The organism is Pseudoduganella namucuonensis, from assembly GCF_900116645.1.
GTDB classification, from domain to species: domain Bacteria; phylum Pseudomonadota; class Gammaproteobacteria; order Burkholderiales; family Burkholderiaceae_D; genus Rugamonas; species Rugamonas namucuonensis.
The window spans coordinates 195399-212663 of sequence record NZ_FPBO01000011.1 but is presented as its reverse complement, the minus strand read 5'-3'; the positions used below and the strand labels follow the sequence as shown (position 1 = coordinate 212663).

At 69.7% G+C, this 17265-nt stretch carries 11 protein-coding genes; 5 read left to right on the top strand and 6 right to left on the bottom strand.

The features are described 5' to 3' along the window. From BM436_RS37545 to BM436_RS14270, 5 genes are all read left to right on the top strand, one after another. Positions 1–205, top strand: a 205-nt coding sequence (locus tag BM436_RS37545; RefSeq protein ID WP_218164855.1) for a hypothetical protein, incomplete at its 5' end; no start/stop codon positions are given. 27 nt (positions 206–232) lie between these two features. Beyond that, the gene (locus BM436_RS14285) at positions 233–1300 is read left to right on the top strand and encodes a phosphotransferase (RefSeq protein ID WP_093556189.1); all 1068 of its coding nucleotides are present in this window, start codon (positions 233–235) and stop codon (positions 1298–1300) included. Between the two features lie 26 nt (positions 1301–1326). Beyond that, entirely contained in the window at positions 1327–2586 is a 1260-nt protein-coding gene (locus BM436_RS14280) for an acyl-CoA dehydrogenase family protein (protein ID WP_093556188.1), read from the top strand. 123 nt (positions 2587–2709) lie between these two features. After that, positions 2710–7248 (top strand): PAS domain-containing protein, encoded by a 4539-nt coding sequence (locus BM436_RS14275; RefSeq protein WP_229490276.1) that lies wholly within the window; start codon positions 2710–2712, stop codon positions 7246–7248. Next, entirely contained in the window at positions 7245–8168 is a 924-nt protein-coding gene (locus BM436_RS14270) for a diguanylate cyclase domain-containing protein (protein ID WP_093556187.1), read from the top strand. Before BM436_RS14275 ends, BM436_RS14270 begins: the two co-directional genes overlap by 4 nt. Here the strand turns inward: BM436_RS14270 and BM436_RS14265 are convergent. The 6 genes from BM436_RS14265 to BM436_RS14235 form a co-directional block, all read right to left on the bottom strand. Further along, entirely contained in the window at positions 8165–9379 is a 1215-nt protein-coding gene (locus tag BM436_RS14265) for a sensor histidine kinase (protein ID WP_093556186.1), read from the bottom strand. The genes BM436_RS14270 and BM436_RS14265 overlap by 4 nt on opposite strands. A 165-nt stretch (positions 9380–9544) precedes the next feature. Next, positions 9545–10357 carry a TVP38/TMEM64 family protein gene (locus BM436_RS14260; protein ID WP_143133125.1) on the bottom strand — a complete coding sequence of 271 codons (813 nt, stop codon included), beginning with the start codon at positions 10355–10357 and terminating at the stop codon, positions 9545–9547. Next, the gene (locus BM436_RS14255) at positions 10344–14186 is read right to left on the bottom strand and encodes a non-ribosomal peptide synthetase (protein ID WP_177307189.1); all 3843 of its coding nucleotides are present in this window, start codon (positions 14184–14186) and stop codon (positions 10344–10346) included. Before BM436_RS14255 ends, BM436_RS14260 begins: the two co-directional genes overlap by 14 nt. A gap of 26 nt (positions 14187–14212) precedes the next feature. Then, on the bottom strand, positions 14213–16027 hold the full coding sequence (locus tag BM436_RS36195) for a cyclic nucleotide-binding and patatin-like phospholipase domain-containing protein (RefSeq protein WP_177307187.1): 1815 nt from the start codon (positions 16025–16027) through the stop codon (positions 14213–14215). A gap of 324 nt (positions 16028–16351) precedes the next feature. Beyond that, on the bottom strand, positions 16352–16804 hold the full coding sequence (locus BM436_RS14240) for a MaoC family dehydratase (RefSeq protein ID WP_093556183.1): 453 nt from the start codon (positions 16802–16804) through the stop codon (positions 16352–16354). Beyond that, on the bottom strand, positions 16797–17261 hold the full coding sequence (locus BM436_RS14235; RefSeq protein WP_093556182.1) for a MaoC family dehydratase: 465 nt from the start codon (positions 17259–17261) through the stop codon (positions 16797–16799). The genes BM436_RS14240 and BM436_RS14235 overlap by 8 nt, the downstream gene beginning before the upstream one ends. Positions 17262–17265 lie beyond the last annotated feature (4 nt).

The window sequence follows — 17265 nt, the reverse complement described above, 5'->3', positions numbered from 1 at the left end:
CTGCCCCCTTGGATTCCGTACAGCAAATCGTATCGAGTGCCCATTATTGAGGTTTTGCACGCTGGCAAGTTGCGTCGAATCAACAAGCAGCACCGAGCGGCGCTGTGCGCTGAACTACCGGCAACCGCATCAGGGTGTGACGCCAAATCGGCGTGAGCCGTTGAAAAATAAAATAGTACGTGCGTTCTTTTTTGGGATAGAATAAAAACACTAACCCACCGCAGGAGACGCAATGTTCGAAGAATTCATAGGCACCAAGGCCGTGTCCGAACGCCATCAGTTCGACGTGGCGGCGCTGGACGCTTATCTGCGCCAGCACGTGGACGGCTATCCGGAGGGTGACCTGACCGTCGCCCAGTTCAAGGGCGGCCAGTCCAACCCCACCTTCAAGCTGAGCAAGGGCGACACCCACTACGTGCTGCGCACCAAGCCGGCGCCGGCCGCCAAGCTGCTGGCCTCCGCCCACGCCATCGACCGCGAATACCGCGTGATGGACGCGCTGAACAAGGCCGGCTTCCCCGCCGCCCGCCAATACGCGCTGTGCACCGACGAATCCGTCATCGGCCGCGCCTTCTACGTGATGGAATTCGTCGACGGCCGCGTGCTGTGGGACCAGGCCCTGCCCGGCATGACGCCGGCCGAGCGCGCCGCCATCTACGACGAGCAAAACCGCGTCATCGCCCAGCTGCACACCATCGACTACAACGCCATCGGCCTGGGCGACTACGGCAAGCCGGGCAACTACTTCCAGCGCCAGATCGAGCGCTGGTCCAAGCAGTACCTGGCCTCGCAAACCGAGACCATCGAGGCCATGGACCGCCTGATCGCGTGGCTGCCCAACAACATCCCGGCCGGCGACGACACCTCCATCGTGCACGGCGACTACCGCCTGGACAATATGATCTTCCACCCCACCGAGCCGCGCATCCTGGCCGTGCTGGATTGGGAACTGTCCACGCTGGGCCATCCCTTCGCCGACTTCTCCTACCACGCCATGGGCTGGAACATCGAGCCCGGCCAGTTCCGCGGCATCGGCGGCCTGGACCTGGCGGCGCTGGGCATCCCGTCGCAGCAGGACTACATCGCCAAGTACGCCGAGCGCACCGGCAAGACCATCCGCCTGGAGGATTTCAACTTCTACCTGGCCTTCAACATGTTCCGCCTGGCCAGCATCATGCAGGGCATCATGAAGCGCTACGTGGACGGCACCGCCGCCAGCGCGCAGGCGCTCGAGTCCGGCAAGATGGCGCGCCCCATGGCCGAACTGGCCTGGGCCTACGCGTCCGGCAAACGGATTTAAACAGAACAACCACAGAGGAGACAGGCATGGACTTCGAGTATTCGGACCGCTGCAAGGAACTGCAAGGCAAGCTGCTGGCTTTCATGGACCAGCACATCTACCCGAACGAGCAGGTGTTCCACGACGAGATCGAGCGCAACGGCCGCGAGAAAAACAACCGCTGGCTGCCGACCGAGATCATCGAGAAGCTGAAACCGCTGGCGCGCGAACAGGGCCTGTGGAACCTGTTCCTGCCCAAATCGACGCGCGCGCCGGAGGGCCTGTCCAACCTGGACTACGCGCCGCTGTGCGAAATCATGGGGCGCGTGCACTGGGCGCCCGAGGTGTTCAACTGCGCCGCGCCGGACACCGGCAACATGGAGACGCTGGAGCGCTACGGCAGCGAGGAGCACAAGCGCCTGTGGCTGGAACCGCTGCTGCGCGGCGAGATCCGCTCCGCCTTCGCGATGACGGAACCGGCCGTGGCCTCGTCGGACGCCACCAACATCGAAATGAAAATCGAGCGCGACGGCGACGACTACGTCATCAACGGCCGCAAATGGTGGATCTCCGGCGCCGGCGACCCGCGTTGCAAGATCTATATCACCATGGGCAAGACCGACTTCGGCGCCGCCCGCCACCAGCAGCAATCGATGATACTGGTGCCGGCCGACACCCCCGGCATCACCGTGCTGCGCCCGCTGCCCGTGTTCGGCTACGACGACGCGCCGCACGGCCATTGCGAAATCGTGTACGACAACGTGCGCGTGCCGGCCTCCAACATCCTGCTGGGCGAAGGCCGCGGCTTCGAGATCGCCCAGGGCCGCCTGGGACCGGGCCGCATCCACCACTGCATGCGCGCCATCGGCGTGGCCGAGCGCGCGCTGGAACTGATGTGCAAGCGCCTGAACGGCCGCACCGCGTTCGGCAAGCGCATCTCGGAACAGGGCGTGTGGCGCGAACGCATCGCCGAGGCCCGCATCCAGATCGACACCGCCCGCCTGCTGACCCTGAAGGCGGCCTACATGATGGACAAGGTCGGCAACAAGGGCGCGCAGGCCGAGATCGCGATGATCAAGGTGCTGGCGCCGAACGTCACCCAGCAGGTGCTGGACTGGGCCATCCAGGCGCACGGCGCCGGCGGCGTGTCGGGCGACTTCCCGCTGGCCTACCAGTGGGCCGGCAACCGCACCCTGCGCCTGGCCGACGGCCCGGACGAGGTGCACCGCAACGCCATCGCCAAGCTGGAACTGGCCAAGCACATCGACCTGAAGGAAGACCTGGGCCTGCCCGTCACCCGCGGCTGACGCGCGACGCCGGACCGGCGCGGCGCCTCCGCCGCCGCGCTTGTCCAGCACATAAATCCTTGGTTGAACGCCCGCACTCGGCTATTATCGAAGGGCCACCGTTGAAACCAGGGAGAGCCCGCTGTGTTTAAACCCTCCGGCAAGCTGCCGTCGATCCGTTCGCAAATCGCACTCCTGGTGCTGGTGTGCGCGCTGCCGTCGATCATCGGCCTGGGCGTGATGGTGCAGCATTTCTACCAGCGGGAAACCCTGCAGGTGTCGCGCGACACGTTGGAAACGGCGCGCGCCCTGGCCTCCGCCATCGAGCACGACCTGCGCGAGGCGCAGAGCGCGGCGCTGGCGCTGGCCAGTTCCCCCAGCCTCGCGGCGGGCGATTTCGCCGCCTTCACCGAACAGGCGCGTCGCCAGTTGCGGCCGGATTTCCCGGCGGGGCAATTCCTGCTGAGCGACGCCGGGGGCGTCCACCATGCCTTCACCCCCGGCCCCGGCGCCCCGACGGCGCCGCCCCCGCCCCTGTTGAACGCGGCCCGGCTGCGCCCCCTGTTCGAACACGGCGAGCCCGTGGTGTCGCAAATCCCCGCCGACCGCGACGCGCCGGACCGCCAGCCCTGGCTGGCGATCGACGTGCCGGTGATGCGCGACGGGCGCGTCGCCTACGCGCTGTCGGCCGTGCTGCGCCGCGAGCAGCTGGGCGAGATGCTGGCCGAGCAGCGCCTGCCGGAACACGTGCTGGCCTCGCTGGCGGACGCCGACGGCGTGCTCCTCGCGCGCAGCAGGGACGCGCACAAATTCGTCGGCCGCAACATGCCCGAGGCCGTGTCGCGGCAACTGCGCGACGCCGAGGAGGGAACGCTGCGCGCCGTGACCATCGACGGGGTTCCCGTCTACGCCGGCTTCAGCCGGCTGCCCGGACGCAACCTGACCGTGCTGGTGGGCATCCCCGAGCAAAACGCGCTGGACGGCATGATGCCGTCGGTGCCGCTGGTGTCCGGCGCGGTGACGCTGCTGGTGCTGGCCGGCTTCGGCATGTCCTGGATGATGGGCGGCCACATCGGCCGCTCGGTGCGCGCGCTGACCCAGCCGGCCCGGGCGCTTGCGGCCGGCACGCCGATCGCCCCGGCGCCGTCGAACTTCCTCGAAGCCGAGGAGGTGGCGCAGGCGCTGCGCCAGGTCGAGATCGAGGTGCAGCGCCACCGCCACGAGCTGGAACTGCTGGTGGCGGAGCGCACCGCCGAGCTGGAGGCGTCCAAGGCGCTGCTGGAGAACGTCTACGCCAGCGCGCCGGTCGGCCTGAGCTTCGTCGACCCGCAGTTGAACATCGTCATGATCAACGAATACCTGGCCGCCATCAACGCCAAGCCGGTGAGCGAACACATCGGCCACTCCTTCGGCGACGTGATCCGCGACGACCAGGTGCGGCTGGAGGTGGAGCGCGACTACCGCCGCGTGCTGGCCACCGGCGAGGCCATTTCCGGCATCGAGCTGACCGGCACCGCGCCCGGCAGGCCGGACGACATCCGCCACTGGCTGACCGGCTATTTCCCCGTGCGTGCGCAGGATGGCGCCATCATCGGCATCACCGGCCTGCTGCTCGACATCACCGACCAGAAGCGCACCGAGGCCGAGCTGCAGCGCTCCAAGCAGCTGTTCAAGTCGGTGGTCGAGAACATGCCGGCCATGCTGTTCGTCAAGCGCGCCGGCGACCTGCGCTTCGAGATGCTGAACCATCAGGGCGAGCTGACCCTGGGACTGCCGCGCAGCCAATTGCTGGGCAAGAACGACCACGACCTCTTCCCCGCCGAGCAGGCCGACGCCTTCACCGCCGCCGACCGCGCCGTGCTGGCCTCGGACCGGGTGATCGAGATCGCCGAGGAGCCCATCTCCACCGCCGGCGGCGAGAAGCGCTACCTGAACACGCGCAAGGTGGCGCTGCGCGACGAGCACGGCAACCCCACCCACCTGCTGGGCATGGCGATCGACATCACCGAGCGCAAGCGCGCCGACGAGGCCATGCGCGCCACCTCGCTCAGCCTGGCGCGCAACAACGCCTTCATCCGCACCGTGACCGACAACGTGCCCGGCACCGTGGTGTACTGGGACGCCGAGCTGCGCTGCCGCTTCGCCAACAAGTACTTCTCCGAGTTCATCCGCATGCCGATCGGCGACATCATGGGCGCCACCATGCGCGAGGTGCTGGGCGAGGAGCTGTACCGCGAGAACCTGCCCTACGTCGACGGCGTCATGGCGGGCAAGGCGCAGAGCTTCTACCAGGACCGCGTGGGGCCGGGCGGTGACGCGCGCTACATGTGGGCCAACTACATCCCGGACCTGGACGAGCACCGCAAGGCGCGCGGCTTCTTCGTGATGGTGTCGGACGTGACGGAGCTGAAGCGCAGCGAACTGCGGCTGCACGACCTGAACGACGAGCTGGTGCGCGCGCGCGACCGCGCCGAGGCCGCCAGCCGGGCCAAGAGCGAGTTCGTGGCCAACATGAGCCACGAGATCCGCACGCCGATGAACGCCATCCTCGGCCTGGCGCGGCTCTTGGAGGAGGCGCCGCTGGAGCGGCGCGAGCGCAGCTACGTCGGCAAGATCCAGATGGCGACCCAGTCGCTGCTGACGGTGGTCAACGACGTGCTGGACTTCTCCAAGATCGAGGCCGGCCAGTTGAAGCTGGACCCGGGCCGCTTCAACCTCGACCACATCCTCAGCAGCGTCGGCGTGCTGATCAGCCAAGCCGCCTGGGACAAGGGCGTCGAGCCCATTTTCGCGGTCGGCGCCGACGTGCCGATGGAGCTGGTGGGCGATGCCATGCGGCTGCAGCAGGTGCTGCTCAACCTGGCCGGCAACGCCGTCAAGTTCACGCACCAGGGAGAGGTGGCGCTGGGCGTGCGCCAGACCGGCGGCAACGCCACCCACGTGACCTTGGAATTCTCGGTGCGCGACACCGGCATCGGCATCGGCGCGGACAAGCAGCGGCGCATGTTCGAGGCCTTCTCGCAGGAGGACAACAGCACCAGCCGCAAGTACGGCGGCACCGGCCTGGGACTGGCGATCTGCCGCCGCCTGGTCGACCTGATGGGCGGCACCATCAGCGTGCACAGCGAACCGGGCCGCGGTTCCATCTTCCGCTTCGCCGTCACACTGGAGCGCGCCGTGCCCGGCATCCCGGAGCCGGCGCCGCTGCCGCAGGCGCTGCAGGGGCTGTCGCTGCTGATCGTCGACGACAACGCCACCGTGCGCGAGCTGCTGTCGCGCCACTGCCAGTCGCTGGGCTGGACCGTGTGGACCGCCGACAGCGGCGCCGCCGCGCTGGCCATGCTGCACAAGCTGGCGCGGGCGGTGGGCCCGCCCAAGCTCGACCTGCTGCTGCTGGACGCGCGCCTGCCCGACCTGGACGGCATCGCGCTGCTGACCCGGGCCCACACCGACGACCGGCTGGCGCTGCCGCCCACCATCATGATGGCGGCCGACCACCTGACCGAGGAAATGCTGGCCATCGCCGATACGCTGCACATCGCCACCGTGCTGGCCAAGCCGGCCACGCCGGTGCGCCTGATCGCGGCCATCGCGGCGGTGCGCACCGGCACCGCGCAGCCGTCCGCCCTGCCCGCGTCGACGCCGCTGACCGGGCGCCTGGCCGGCGTGCGTCTGCTGCTGGTGGAGGACAACGAAATCAACCAGGAGATGGCGCAGTACATCCTGCTGCACGCCGGCGCCCGGGTCGAGATCGCCGGCAACGGCCGCGTCGCGGTCAATATGCTGACGGCCGACCCGCAGCGCTGCGACGTGGTGCTGATGGACCTGCAAATGCCGGTGATGAACGGCTACGAGGCCACCGCCGCCCTGCGCGCCATGGGCTTGACGGCGCTGCCCATCATCGCCATGACCGCCAACGCGCTGGACGAGGACCGCCGCCTGGCCACCGACGCCGGCATCGACGCCCACATCCCCAAGCCGATCGACGTCGAGGAAATGATCGCCACCCTGACGCGCTTCATCACGGTGCGCGGCGACGGGGCCTGCGAGGGGCCGGGCCGCTGGCCCGACGAGCTCGACGACCGGCCGGTCAGCCTGCCCGGCATCGACCTGGACGCCGCGCTGGCCCGGCTGGCCGGCAACTACCCGGCCTTTGTCGGCCTGCTCAAGCGCTTCGAGAATTCGCAGGGCGACACCGTGTCCGAGGTGCGCGCGTTGCTGACAAACGACAAGCGCCAGCAGGCCGCCCAGCTGCTGCACCGGCTGCGCGGGGTGGCGGCCAACCTGGGCGCGGGCGACATCGCCCGCCTCAGCGCGCAGGCCGAGATCGCCCTGCACGAAGCCAACGAGCCCGACCTGGCCTTCACGCTGACCGCGCTGGACCAGTCGATCACCGTGGTGACGGAGGCGGCGCGCACGCTGCCGCTGCCGCTGCCGGCCGCCACCGCCGCCCCCGACAAGGACGCCCCGGACGCCAATCTCCCGCAAGCGCTGGAAGAACTGGTATCCTTGCTTCAAACTAACAATATGAAAGCGTTGACGCACTTCCAGGGCTTGCGCGCCGCGCTGGAGCCGGACGAGCGCGAGGCCGTGCTGGCCCTGGCCGACGCCATCGAAACGCTGGACTTCGCCGCCGCCGAGAAACAGGTGCGAGACATGTTGAAGCGAAAGGAATTTGCATGAGCTGGACCGACCTGGCCATGAACGGGCGCATCCTGCTCGTCGACGACGCGATGGAGAACATCCAGATCCTGCACCACGCCCTGCGCGACGAGCACGACGTGCTGTTCGCGCTGAGCGGCGAGAAGGCGTTGCAGATCGCCCACAACCAGATGCCCGACCTGATCCTGCTGGACGCCGTCATGCCCGGCATGGACGGCTACGAGGTGTGCGCCGCGCTGCGCGGATCGGCGGCGGTGCGCGACATCCCGGTGATCTTCGTCACCGCGCTGACCCACCCGGAGGACGAGACGCGCGCGCTGGAGGCGGGCGCGGTCGACTTCATCAGCAAGCCCTTCAACGTGGCCGTGGTGCGCGCGCGCGTGCGCACCCAGCTCACCGTCAAGCGCCAGGCCGACGCCATGCGCGAGCTGACCCTGACCGACGCGCTGACCGGCGTGGCCAACCGCCGCAGCTTCAACGAGGCCATGGACAACGAGTGGCGCCGCTGCACCCGCTCGGAAACGCCGATGGCGGTCATCATGATCGACATCGACCATTTCAAGAATTACAACGACGCCTACGGCCACCAGGCCGGCGACCTCTGCCTGCAACAGGTGTCGGCGGCCATGAAGCGCTGCGCCGGACGGCCGCCGGACATGCTGGCGCGCTACGGCGGCGAGGAATTCATCATCCTGTTGCCGCAGGTGGGCGGCGACGGCGCCGAGGTGGTGGCCAAGCGCATCCTGGAGGAGGTGGCGGCGCTGCGACTGCCGCACGCGGCGTCGTCGGTGTCGGACCGGGTGACGGTCAGCATGGGCGTGGCCAGCGTGCAGCCCAGCGAGGACATCGACCCCAGCGCGCTGATACGGGCGGCCGACGCCCTGCTCTACCGCGCCAAGGAAACCGGCCGCGACCGCTACTGCATCAGCGCCGCCGTCTAACCGGCCGCGCGCTCCGGGCACTCCCGGAGCGGCCCGTCCGCCCGGCCCGGCGGCATCGGGAAGCGGACCTCGAAGCGGGTGCCGGCCGCGCCGGGCGCCGGACCATGGGTCAGCGTCCCCTGCAGGTTGCGCACCAGCGTCGTCACCACCTTCATCCCCAGTCCCGCCATCCGCTCCGGCGCGAAACCGGCCGGCAGGCCGCTGCCGTCGTCCGTGACCGCCAGGCTGCACGCCGCCGCGTCCGGACGGGTCAGCGTGACCAGCACATTGGCGGCGCCGTGCTTCAAGGCGTTGGTCACCAGCTCATTGACGATCAGGCCGATGCGCACGATCTGGTCGCTCGGCAGGCTGAGCGGCACGGCCTCGACGCGGATATTGGCCGTCAAGTCCGTCTGCAGCATCTCGCCCAGGCCGTGGCACAGGCGCTGCAGGTATTCGGCGCAATCGGCCGTGACCACGCTCTCGTCGACCCGCATATGCTTGTGCACCTGCGCCACCGCCATGATCTTGCCGGCCGCCTTGGCGATCTCGGTGGCCGCCGGCGTGCCGCGCAGCTGCGCGCTCTGCACGCTCAGCAGCGAGACGATCAGGTTCAGGCTGTTGAGCACGCGGTGGTCGATTTCCTTGGTCATCAGCTCCGCCTGGCGGAGCGCGGCCTCCTTTTGCTCGGCCGCCACCTCCAGGGCGGCGATCGACTGGCGCGCGGTCAGGCGCAATTCCAGGTGGTCCATGACGATGCGGGCCAGGTCCTCCAAGTGGGCGATCTGTTCCCGGTCGACCGCGCGCGGCTGGAAATCGAGCACGCACAGCGTGCCCAGGCCATGGCCGTCGCGCGTGCGCAGCGGCACGCCGAGGTAAAAGCGCAAGCCGAACTCCCCCGCCACCAGCGGGTTGGCCGCCGTGCGCGGATCGAGTTGCGCGTTGTCCACCAGGTAGGGCCCCTCCTGCATGATGACGGAGGCGCACAGGCCGGGATCGCGCGGGATCTGCTCGACGTCCAGGCCGAAATGGGACTTGAACCAGATGCGGTCGCTATCGACGATGCTGACGATGGCCACTGGCGCATCCAGTAGCCGCGCCGCCAGCCGCGTCACGTGGTCGAAGGCGCCGTCGGGCGGGGTGTCCAGGATATCGTAGCGGCGCACAGTCCGCATCCGCTGCTCCTCGAGATCCCGCGGCGAGCCGCGCAGCGCTGCAACTGAAGAATTCATAGGCGCCGCCCCCTGGCAAGATTGCAGAAAAAGCCAGCTTACCCCAGCCCGTCCGCCCCCGGCGCGTCGTTGCCGCGCGACAAAAAGCGCCCAGGGCTATTTTTTCCGTCCAGGGCAAATTAAATAGCCCTGGGCGCTTTTTGCGGGGCGGCAACGGCGGCCGCGCTACGGCGTGCCGCTGCGTTTGAGCCAGCGCCGCAGGGCCCAGCCGCCGGCCGCCAGCAGCAGCACGGTGCCGATCAGCAGGCCGAGGCCGAAGCCGCTGGGTTGCTTGAGCGAGGCGATGATGTCGTCCATGAAGAACATCATGAAGACCGTGCTGGGCGTCATGCCGATGGCGGTGCCGATCAGCAGGTCGCGCAGGCTGATGTGGCTGGCGCCGGCGACCATGTTGACGATGGGGAATGGCGCCACCGGCACCAGCCGCACCAGCACGATGGCCAGCACGCCCCGCTTCGCCAGGCGCTGGCTGATGGCGTTGATGCGCTCGCCCGCCAGCCTGACCACGGCCTCGCGCCCCAGCGCCATGCCGACCCCGTAGCTGATGCTGGCGCCGATCAGCGCGCCCGGCAGCGCGCAGGCGAAGCCGGCCCACGGCCCGAAGGCGACGATGACCACCAGCGTCAGGAAGGTCAGCGGCACGGCGGTGGCCACCGCGACCGCGAATCCGGCCACGGCCGCCAGCAGGCCGAAGCTCTGCCCCAGCCGCCGCAACGTGCCGACGATCAGGTCGATGTCCAGCCAGGCCTTCAGCGGCGACCAGGCCCATGCCGCCGCCAGCGCGACCACCAGCGCGACCGCCACACCCAGGCCGATCAGCCGGCGCCGCAGCGCGCGCGTTTCCAGCTCCGGCGCGCGATCGAAGGCGCGTCCGGCGCCGCCAGCCGACGCGCCCTGGGACGTCGCGTCCGTCACGGCGGGCGTGGCGTCCGCGCGCGGCTCGCCGTCGCCGTCCCGGTCCCGGTCAGTTGAGCGCATGGCGTTCCGTGGCGACGCTGCTGAGCGCGATCGCCAGCTCGTCCACATTGGGCGCCTCGAAGATGGAGCCGTGCAGCCCCGGCACGCGCCGCTCGGTCAGCTGCCCGTTCATCAGCCTGCGCCATTTGCCGAAGAACACGCGGTCCCAGTTGGCCAGCCCCGACGAGCGTATCAGACAGGTGTGCCCGTCGAACGCGCCGGGACGGAAACCACGCAGCGCCATCACCTGCCCCACCAGCCCGGGATCGTTGACCAGCGCGCCCAGGCGCCGCCCGTTCATGCTCAGTTCCTGCACCCGCAGGGTGCGCACCAGCCAGCCCAGCAGCCGCCAGGAGCGGACCCCGCCGACGAAGGAGTGCGGATGGATGGTGTCCAGCAACACCAGCGTGCGCACCGGCGTGCCGCTGCCGCGCAGCAGCCGCGCCGTCTCCAGCGCGGCCACGCCGCCCACCGAGAAGCCGGCCAGCACGCCCGGCTCGCGCCCCTGCGCCAGGATGCAGTTCACGTACAGCTCGGCCAGCTCCTGCACCGTCTTCACGGGCCGGTCGGCCGGCGGTTGCAGCATGTAGACGTCGTAGGTGTCGCTGACGCGCCGCGCCAGGTCCTGGAAGCGCATCAGGTCGCCATGCCCGGAGGCGGCCAGGTACAGCGGCGTGCGGCCGTTGTCCGCGCCGAGCGGGATGATGGTGTCCGGCGGCGTGATCTGCCGCCCCAGCGCCACCGCCAGCCGCTCGATGGTCGGGTGCTCGGTCAGCGTGTACATCGGCACCTTGCAGCCCAGCAGGGTGTCGATGCTGGCCAGGATGGAGACCGCCGCCAGCGAGTCGCCGCCGATGTCGAAGAAGTTGTCGTGGATGCCGATCGGCCGCGCCGCCAGCGCGCCCTCCCAGATCGCCACCAGCTCGCGCTCCATGGCCGTGCCCGGCGCGCGCGCCTGGGCCGCCATCTCGCCCGGCTGCTGCGCCGGCAGCGCGTCGTAGTCGGTCTTGCCGACGCTGCTCTCGGCCAGGCTGGGCAGCACGCTGATGGCGCTCGGGATCATGTAATCCGGCAGGCGCTGGCGCAGCACGCCCTGCAGCCGCTGCGCCGTCACGCCGTCCGCCGCGCCGACCCAGGCGTGGATCTGCGGCTTGCCGTTGAAATCGACCAGCCGCGCGGCGGCCTGGTTGACGCCGCTCACGTTCAGGCAGGCCGCCTCGATCTCGCCCAGCTCGATGCGGTAGCCGCGCAGCTTGACCTGGCGGTCCAGCCGGCCGACGAAGTGCAGATTGCCCTCCACGCCCAGCCAGCCGCGGTCGCCGGTGCGGTACATGCGCCCGCCGGGCTGGAACGGGTCGTCCAGGAACACGGCGCTGTCCAGCTCCGGCCGGTTCAGGTAACCGCGCGCCAGCGTGTCGCCGGCGATGTAGATTTCGCCCGGTATCCCCAGCGGCATGGCGCGCAACTGCTCGTCCAGCACGTAGATGCGGGTGTCGTCGATGGGGCGCCCGATCGGCAGCGGGCCGTCGTCGCCGGTGGCGCCGCACTGCCAGGCCGTGGCGAAGATGGCCGCCTCGGTCGGGCCGTAGACGTTGTACAGCCGCGCGCCGGTCTCGGCCACGAAGCGCCGCGCCAGCGCCGGCGACAGCACCTCGCCGCCGCAACAGCACACGCGCATCTTCAAGCCCTGCAGGCCGGCCGCGCCGTCCAGAAAGCGGCTCAGCGTGCTGGGCACGAAGGCCATGAAGGTCACGCCGTGGCGCACCGCGAATTCGGCCAGCGATTCGGGCAGCAGCCGGCCCGGCGGCGGCAGCGCGATGCGCGCGCCCTGGATCAGCGGCAGCAGCAGCTCCACCAGCGAGGGGTCGAAGGTGTACTGGGTGGACTGGCCGGCGCAATCCTGCCAGTCTATGCCCCAGGCGCGCGACAGCCAGGCCAGGCGGCGCGACAGCACCGCGTGCTCCACCATGACGCCCTTGGGCCGCCCGGTGGAGCCGGAGGTGAACAGCACATAGGCCAGGTCGCCCGGCGCGGGCGCCGACTGCGGGTTCGCCGGCGCCGGGTCCGGCAGGTCGGCCAGCGGGTCGTTCCAGCGCACCCGCACGATGTTGGCGTGCAGCTGCCCCAGGCGGCCGCCGGCGGACGGCTCGATCAGCAGCGCGCAAGCCTCGCTTTGCTCGAGGATGTCGGCCAGGCGCTCGACCGGCGCGTCCGGATCCAGCGGCAGGAAGGCGGCGCCGGTCTTGGCGATGGCCAGCAGCGCCACCACCATGGCCGGCGTGCGCCCGATCGACATGGCCAGCACCTTGCCGCGCCCCGCCCCCAGCGACAGCAGGCGCTGCGCCAGCAGATTGGCGCGCCGGTTCAGCGTCGCGTAGTCGATGCTGCCGTCGTCCCACACCAGCGCGGTGGCCTCCGGCCGCAGCGCCACCTGGTGCTCGAACAGGGTGATGAAGGGCGGCGGGTTGTCGTGGCTGGCGATGTCGCGGTGCAGGCCGTACAACACCGCCCACTGCTCCTCGTTCGGCACGATGGACAGCGCCGCCACGTCGGCCCCGGGCATGGCGCGCATGGCCTCGACCAGCGCCCACAGGCGCCGGCCCAGCAGCTCGGCCTCGCCCGGCGCGAAGCACGATTCGCTGGCGTCCAGTATCAGTTCCAGGTCTTGCTCGGCGTGGAATTCGCACACCGTCACGCCCAGCGGATAGCGGGCGATGCCGGAGAACAGCTGGCGCGCGTCCACCAGCGCGGCGTCGCCGAAGGCCAGCGTGTAATCCTGGCGCTCGAAGGACAGGAAGATGTCGAGCAGGCCGTCGCGGCCCTGGCGTATCACCTCCAGCTCGCGCCCCAGCTCGGACAGCGGGTAGCGCGGATGGCGCAGCGCGCCCCGCATCGCGGTCTTGGTCGAGGCCAGCAGCTCGGCCACGCTGATCCCCGGCGGCACGGCGATCTTCACCGCCAGCACGCCGGCGAACATGCCCAGTGTGGACTTGTACACGCGCCCGCCGCGGTTCAGGCTGGGCACGCCCACCACCACCTCGTGCACGTTGTTCACGCGCGCGAAGTACAGCGCCAGCGCCGCCAGCACATAGTTGAACGGGGTCAGCCCCTGCTCGCCCGCGTGCGCCTCCAGGCGCGCGTAGTCGGCGCGCGCGATGCGCTGCTCGACCAGGCGCGATTGCGGCAGCTGGCCGGCCGGCTGGCCGCCGTTGGAGCCGCCGTTCGGCCCCGCGTAGCGGCGCTCGATCAGCGGCGGCGGCAGCACCGGCACCTGCCCGCGCCAGTAGCTGGCGTCGCCCTGGTAGTGTTCGGAGTCCTTGTAGGCGTGCGATTCGGCGATGAAGCGCGTGTACGGCGGCGCCCCGGAGTCCGGGCAACCGGCTCCGCCGCCCTCGCCGAGGGCGTTGTGGATCTCGCTCCAGCGCCGCATCACCTGCGTCGTGCCCCAGCCGTCCATGATGATGTGGTGGAACTGGATGGTCAGCCCGTGCAGCCGCTCCCCGCCGCGCAGCAGCGTGAAGCGCCACGGCGGCGCGCCGTCCAGCACGAAGGGTTCGCGGATGCGCGCCTGCCACCACAGGCGCATGGCCTTGCGCGGGTCCGGGCTGCCGCTCAGGTCGACGATCTCCAGCGCCGGCGCCACCCGCTCCAGCAGCACCTGCTTGCCGGTGGACAGCGGCGCCAGCCGCAGCGCCTGGTTTTCCTCGACCAGGCAGGCCAGCGCGCGCTGGAAGCGCGCCAGGTCCAGTTCCCCCTCCAGATAGGCGCCGCCGCCGATGTTCAGGTGCGCGCTCTCCGGCCAGGCGCGCTGGTCCAGCCAGACTTCGCGCTGGCTGAGCGAGAGGCGCAAGGTTTCTTCGGGCGGTTCCGCGGGGCTCAACCCCGCATCGAGGCTCGCCCCGAAGTTACTGGATGCGTCCATTTTTCAATTTTTTCGATGGCATAGCGGTATCCCACGTCGGCGATCTCGCGCGAGCGGCTATAGCCCATGAGCGAGAACTCCGCGACGGGCGGTTCAAGGTAGTGGTCGGCCTGCGCGATGGTGCGGCCGCGCTGGTTGGCGCCGCCGATGTGGCCGGCGCTGTAGAGGATGGAGGCGATGCTGGGCACCGGGCTGGCCTCGCTCTTGAAGTAGCCCTTCAGCGCGCCCCACACCGACAGCCGCGTCATGTCCGGATGGGCGCCCGGCCCCTCGCGCACGTCGACGTCGATGGCGATGATGGTGCCGTTGCCGCGGCGCTTCTCCAGCGGCGTGCCCAGGCGCACGCGCATGGCCTCGACCGGCACGTTCTCCAGGATGGCGCCGTCGACCAGCAGGTCGCCCCGGTCCAGCACGGGCGGGAACAGGCCGGCCGGCGAATTGGACGCCAGCACCGCGCGCCACAGCGCGCCGCGGTCCTGCACGCTGGTGATGCCCTTGGACAGGTTGCAGGCCGCCGCGAAGAACGGGCACCACAGCTGGTCCATGGTGGTGTCGCCGAACATGCGTTTCAGGTCGCGCTCGACGCGCCGGCCGGAGACGATGGAGATCACCGGCAGCGTCAGGCGCTCGCCGCCGGACGCGAAGGCCTGGGTGCGGTGGCGGATCTCGTCGAGCGGCACGCCGCAGGCGTACTGGGCGCCGATCAGCGCGCCCATGCTGTTGCCGCCGATCAGGTCGACCGGGATGCCGCGCTCCTCCAGCGCCCGCAGCACGCCGAGGTGGGCGAAGCCGCGCGCGCCGCCGCCGCCCAGCACCACGCCCACGGCGGTGCCGGTCAGGAAGCGGGCCAGGCGCGCGAAGTCGCTCTGCAGCCGGGTGCGCACCGGGTAGATGCGTTCGAATTCGCGCAGGTCGCGCCACTGCTCGACATCGACGGGCCGGTTGCTGCCGTCCTGATGCACCAGCACCAGGTGCTTGCGCTTCATCGGCGAACCCGGCTCCTGGCTCAGGCGCTCCTCGATCTCGCCCAGCGCCTGCGAGGCGCCGGCGCTGGCCACGTAGATGACCTGGTCGGCCTGGCGGAAGGCGCGCCGGGTCCAGGCGGACGCGGCCGGTTCGGCCTCGTACACCAGGTATTCGCACGCGCCTTCGAGCTCGTCGGACTGGTGCGCCTCGAAATGCCCGAGCGCCTTGTCGGAGCGGGCGCCGTCGGCCGGCGGCCGCAGCAGGTGCGCGCTGCCCATGGTGGAGAAGGCCTCCACCAGGCGGCGCGCCACCTCGTCCACCTCGGCGCCGGCGTGCAGCGGCACCACGGCGAACGATTGCGCGTACTGCTGCTGCGCCACGGGCGTGTGGCGCATGAAGTTGTACACCGTCTTGACGAACACCTGGTTCAGCGCCAGCGGATGGCGGGCCAGCAACGCCTCGTAGCTGGCGCGGCTCAGGTAGGCCACGGTGGAGTCGCGGATCGCGGTCACGTCGGCCGTGCGCGGCTGCTGCAGGATCAGCCCCACCTCGCCCACGCTCTGGCCGGGACGCACCTCGTTGTACAGGTTGATGTCGGCGCCCTGGCCGCGCGACACGCGCATGCCGCCGCTCACCACGAACAGCATGCTGTCCGAGGCCTCGCCTTCCTTGTACACCTGTGTTCCACCGGCGACGTGTTCAAAAGCCAGGGCGTCGGCCAAGTCGTGCAATACGGCGTCGTCCAGCACGCCGAAACCAGGACTGGCGCGCAACACCTTGATCGCCTTTTCGTGCAAGTCCATAAGAACCATTCGATTTTAGAGGGCCAACCGGATCCGCGCGATGCGCGCGGCTCATAAGAAAATGCACAAAGGCACCACCTTATGATGAGCGACATGGACAAGGTTTGTCAATCTGACATTCACCGTGCGCAAAGTTGCAATTAATAAAAACCTAGTTATTATAGGCAATTAATTGACTCGGCGACAAGGCGATGTTGCGCGTGTGTTGCGAGAGTGTTGCGCGGGGAGACGCCGGGACGCCACAAGCGCTTGCGGCGGGAGGAAAACGGCTGGGGGAAAGTGACCGGGGAAAGCGGGCGCGCGGGGAGCGCGCCCGGGCCGCGCTCAATAGCGGCGCATGACGAACTCGGCGACGCAGACCGGCTTGCCGCCGCCCTCGCGCTCGATGACGACGCCCCACTCGACCTGGGCGCCGCCCTCGATGTCCTCGATGGCGAGAATGGTCAGGCGCGCGCGCAGGCGGCTGCCGACCGGGACCGGCGCCGGGAAGCGCACCTTGTTCAGGCCGTAGTTCAGGCCCATCTTCATGTCCACCATGTTCAGCGCGGCGGCCAGCATGGCCGGCACCAGCGACAAGGTCAGGAAGCCGTGCGCGATGGTGCCGCGGAAGGGCGACTCGGCCGCCGCCCGCTCCTCGTCCACGTGGATCCACTGGTGATCGTCGGTGGCGTCGGCGAACAGGTTGACGCGCTCCTGGGTGATTTCCACCCACGGCGACACCGCCACCTCGCTGCCGATCAGCGTTTTCATCTGCTCCAGGCTGGCGATCTCACGCATGGCCACCCTCCCTGGGCCGGCGGCCGAACATGCTCATGCCCTCGACCGTGCAGACCAGCTCGCCGTGCTGGTTGCTGATCCTCCACACCGACACCACGACGCCCCGGTCCGGCTTGGACTGCGACGCCCGCGCCTCCTTGACCTGGAAGGCCACGTGCAGCGTGTCGCCCGGATACACGGGCTTGAGCCAGCGCACCTGCTCCAGCCCGGGCGAACCGAGGCTGGACGAGTCCCGCAGCAGATTGTCCACCACGATGCGCATCGCCATGGCGCAGGTGTGCCAGCCGCTGGCCGCCAGACGGCCGAAGATGGATGTCGCCGCCGCCTCGGGGTCCACGTGGAAGGGCTGCGGGTCGTACTGGGTGGCGAAGGCGATCACCTCCTCCTCCGTCACCACGCGGCTGCCGAGGGCGATCTCCTGGCCGGCGTGGAAGTCTTCGAAATACCGTCTGCTCATCGCG

What these genes read in the sequence shown, in the direction of transcription:
- BM436_RS14270 (WP_093556187.1), top strand. Translation starts at nt 7,245, where the DNA reads ATGAGCTGGACCGACCTGGCCATGAACGGGCGCATCCTGCTCGTCGAC.
- BM436_RS14285 (WP_093556189.1), top strand. Translation starts at nt 233, where the DNA reads ATGTTCGAAGAATTCATAGGCACCAAGGCCGTGTCCGAACGCCATCAG.
- BM436_RS14240 (WP_093556183.1), bottom strand. Translation starts at nt 16,804, where the DNA reads ATGCGTGAGATCGCCAGCCTGGAGCAGATGAAAACGCTGATCGGCAGC.
- BM436_RS14280 (WP_093556188.1), top strand. Translation starts at nt 1,327, where the DNA reads ATGGACTTCGAGTATTCGGACCGCTGCAAGGAACTGCAAGGCAAGCTG.
- BM436_RS36195 (WP_177307187.1), bottom strand. Translation starts at nt 16,027, where the DNA reads ATGGACTTGCACGAAAAGGCGATCAAGGTGTTGCGCGCCAGTCCTGGT.
- BM436_RS14235 (WP_093556182.1), bottom strand. Translation starts at nt 17,261, where the DNA reads ATGAGCAGACGGTATTTCGAAGACTTCCACGCCGGCCAGGAGATCGCC.
- BM436_RS14260 (WP_143133125.1), bottom strand. Translation starts at nt 10,357, where the DNA reads ATGCGCTCAACTGACCGGGACCGGGACGGCGACGGCGAGCCGCGCGCG.
- BM436_RS14265 (WP_093556186.1), bottom strand. Translation starts at nt 9,379, where the DNA reads ATGAATTCTTCAGTTGCAGCGCTGCGCGGCTCGCCGCGGGATCTCGAG.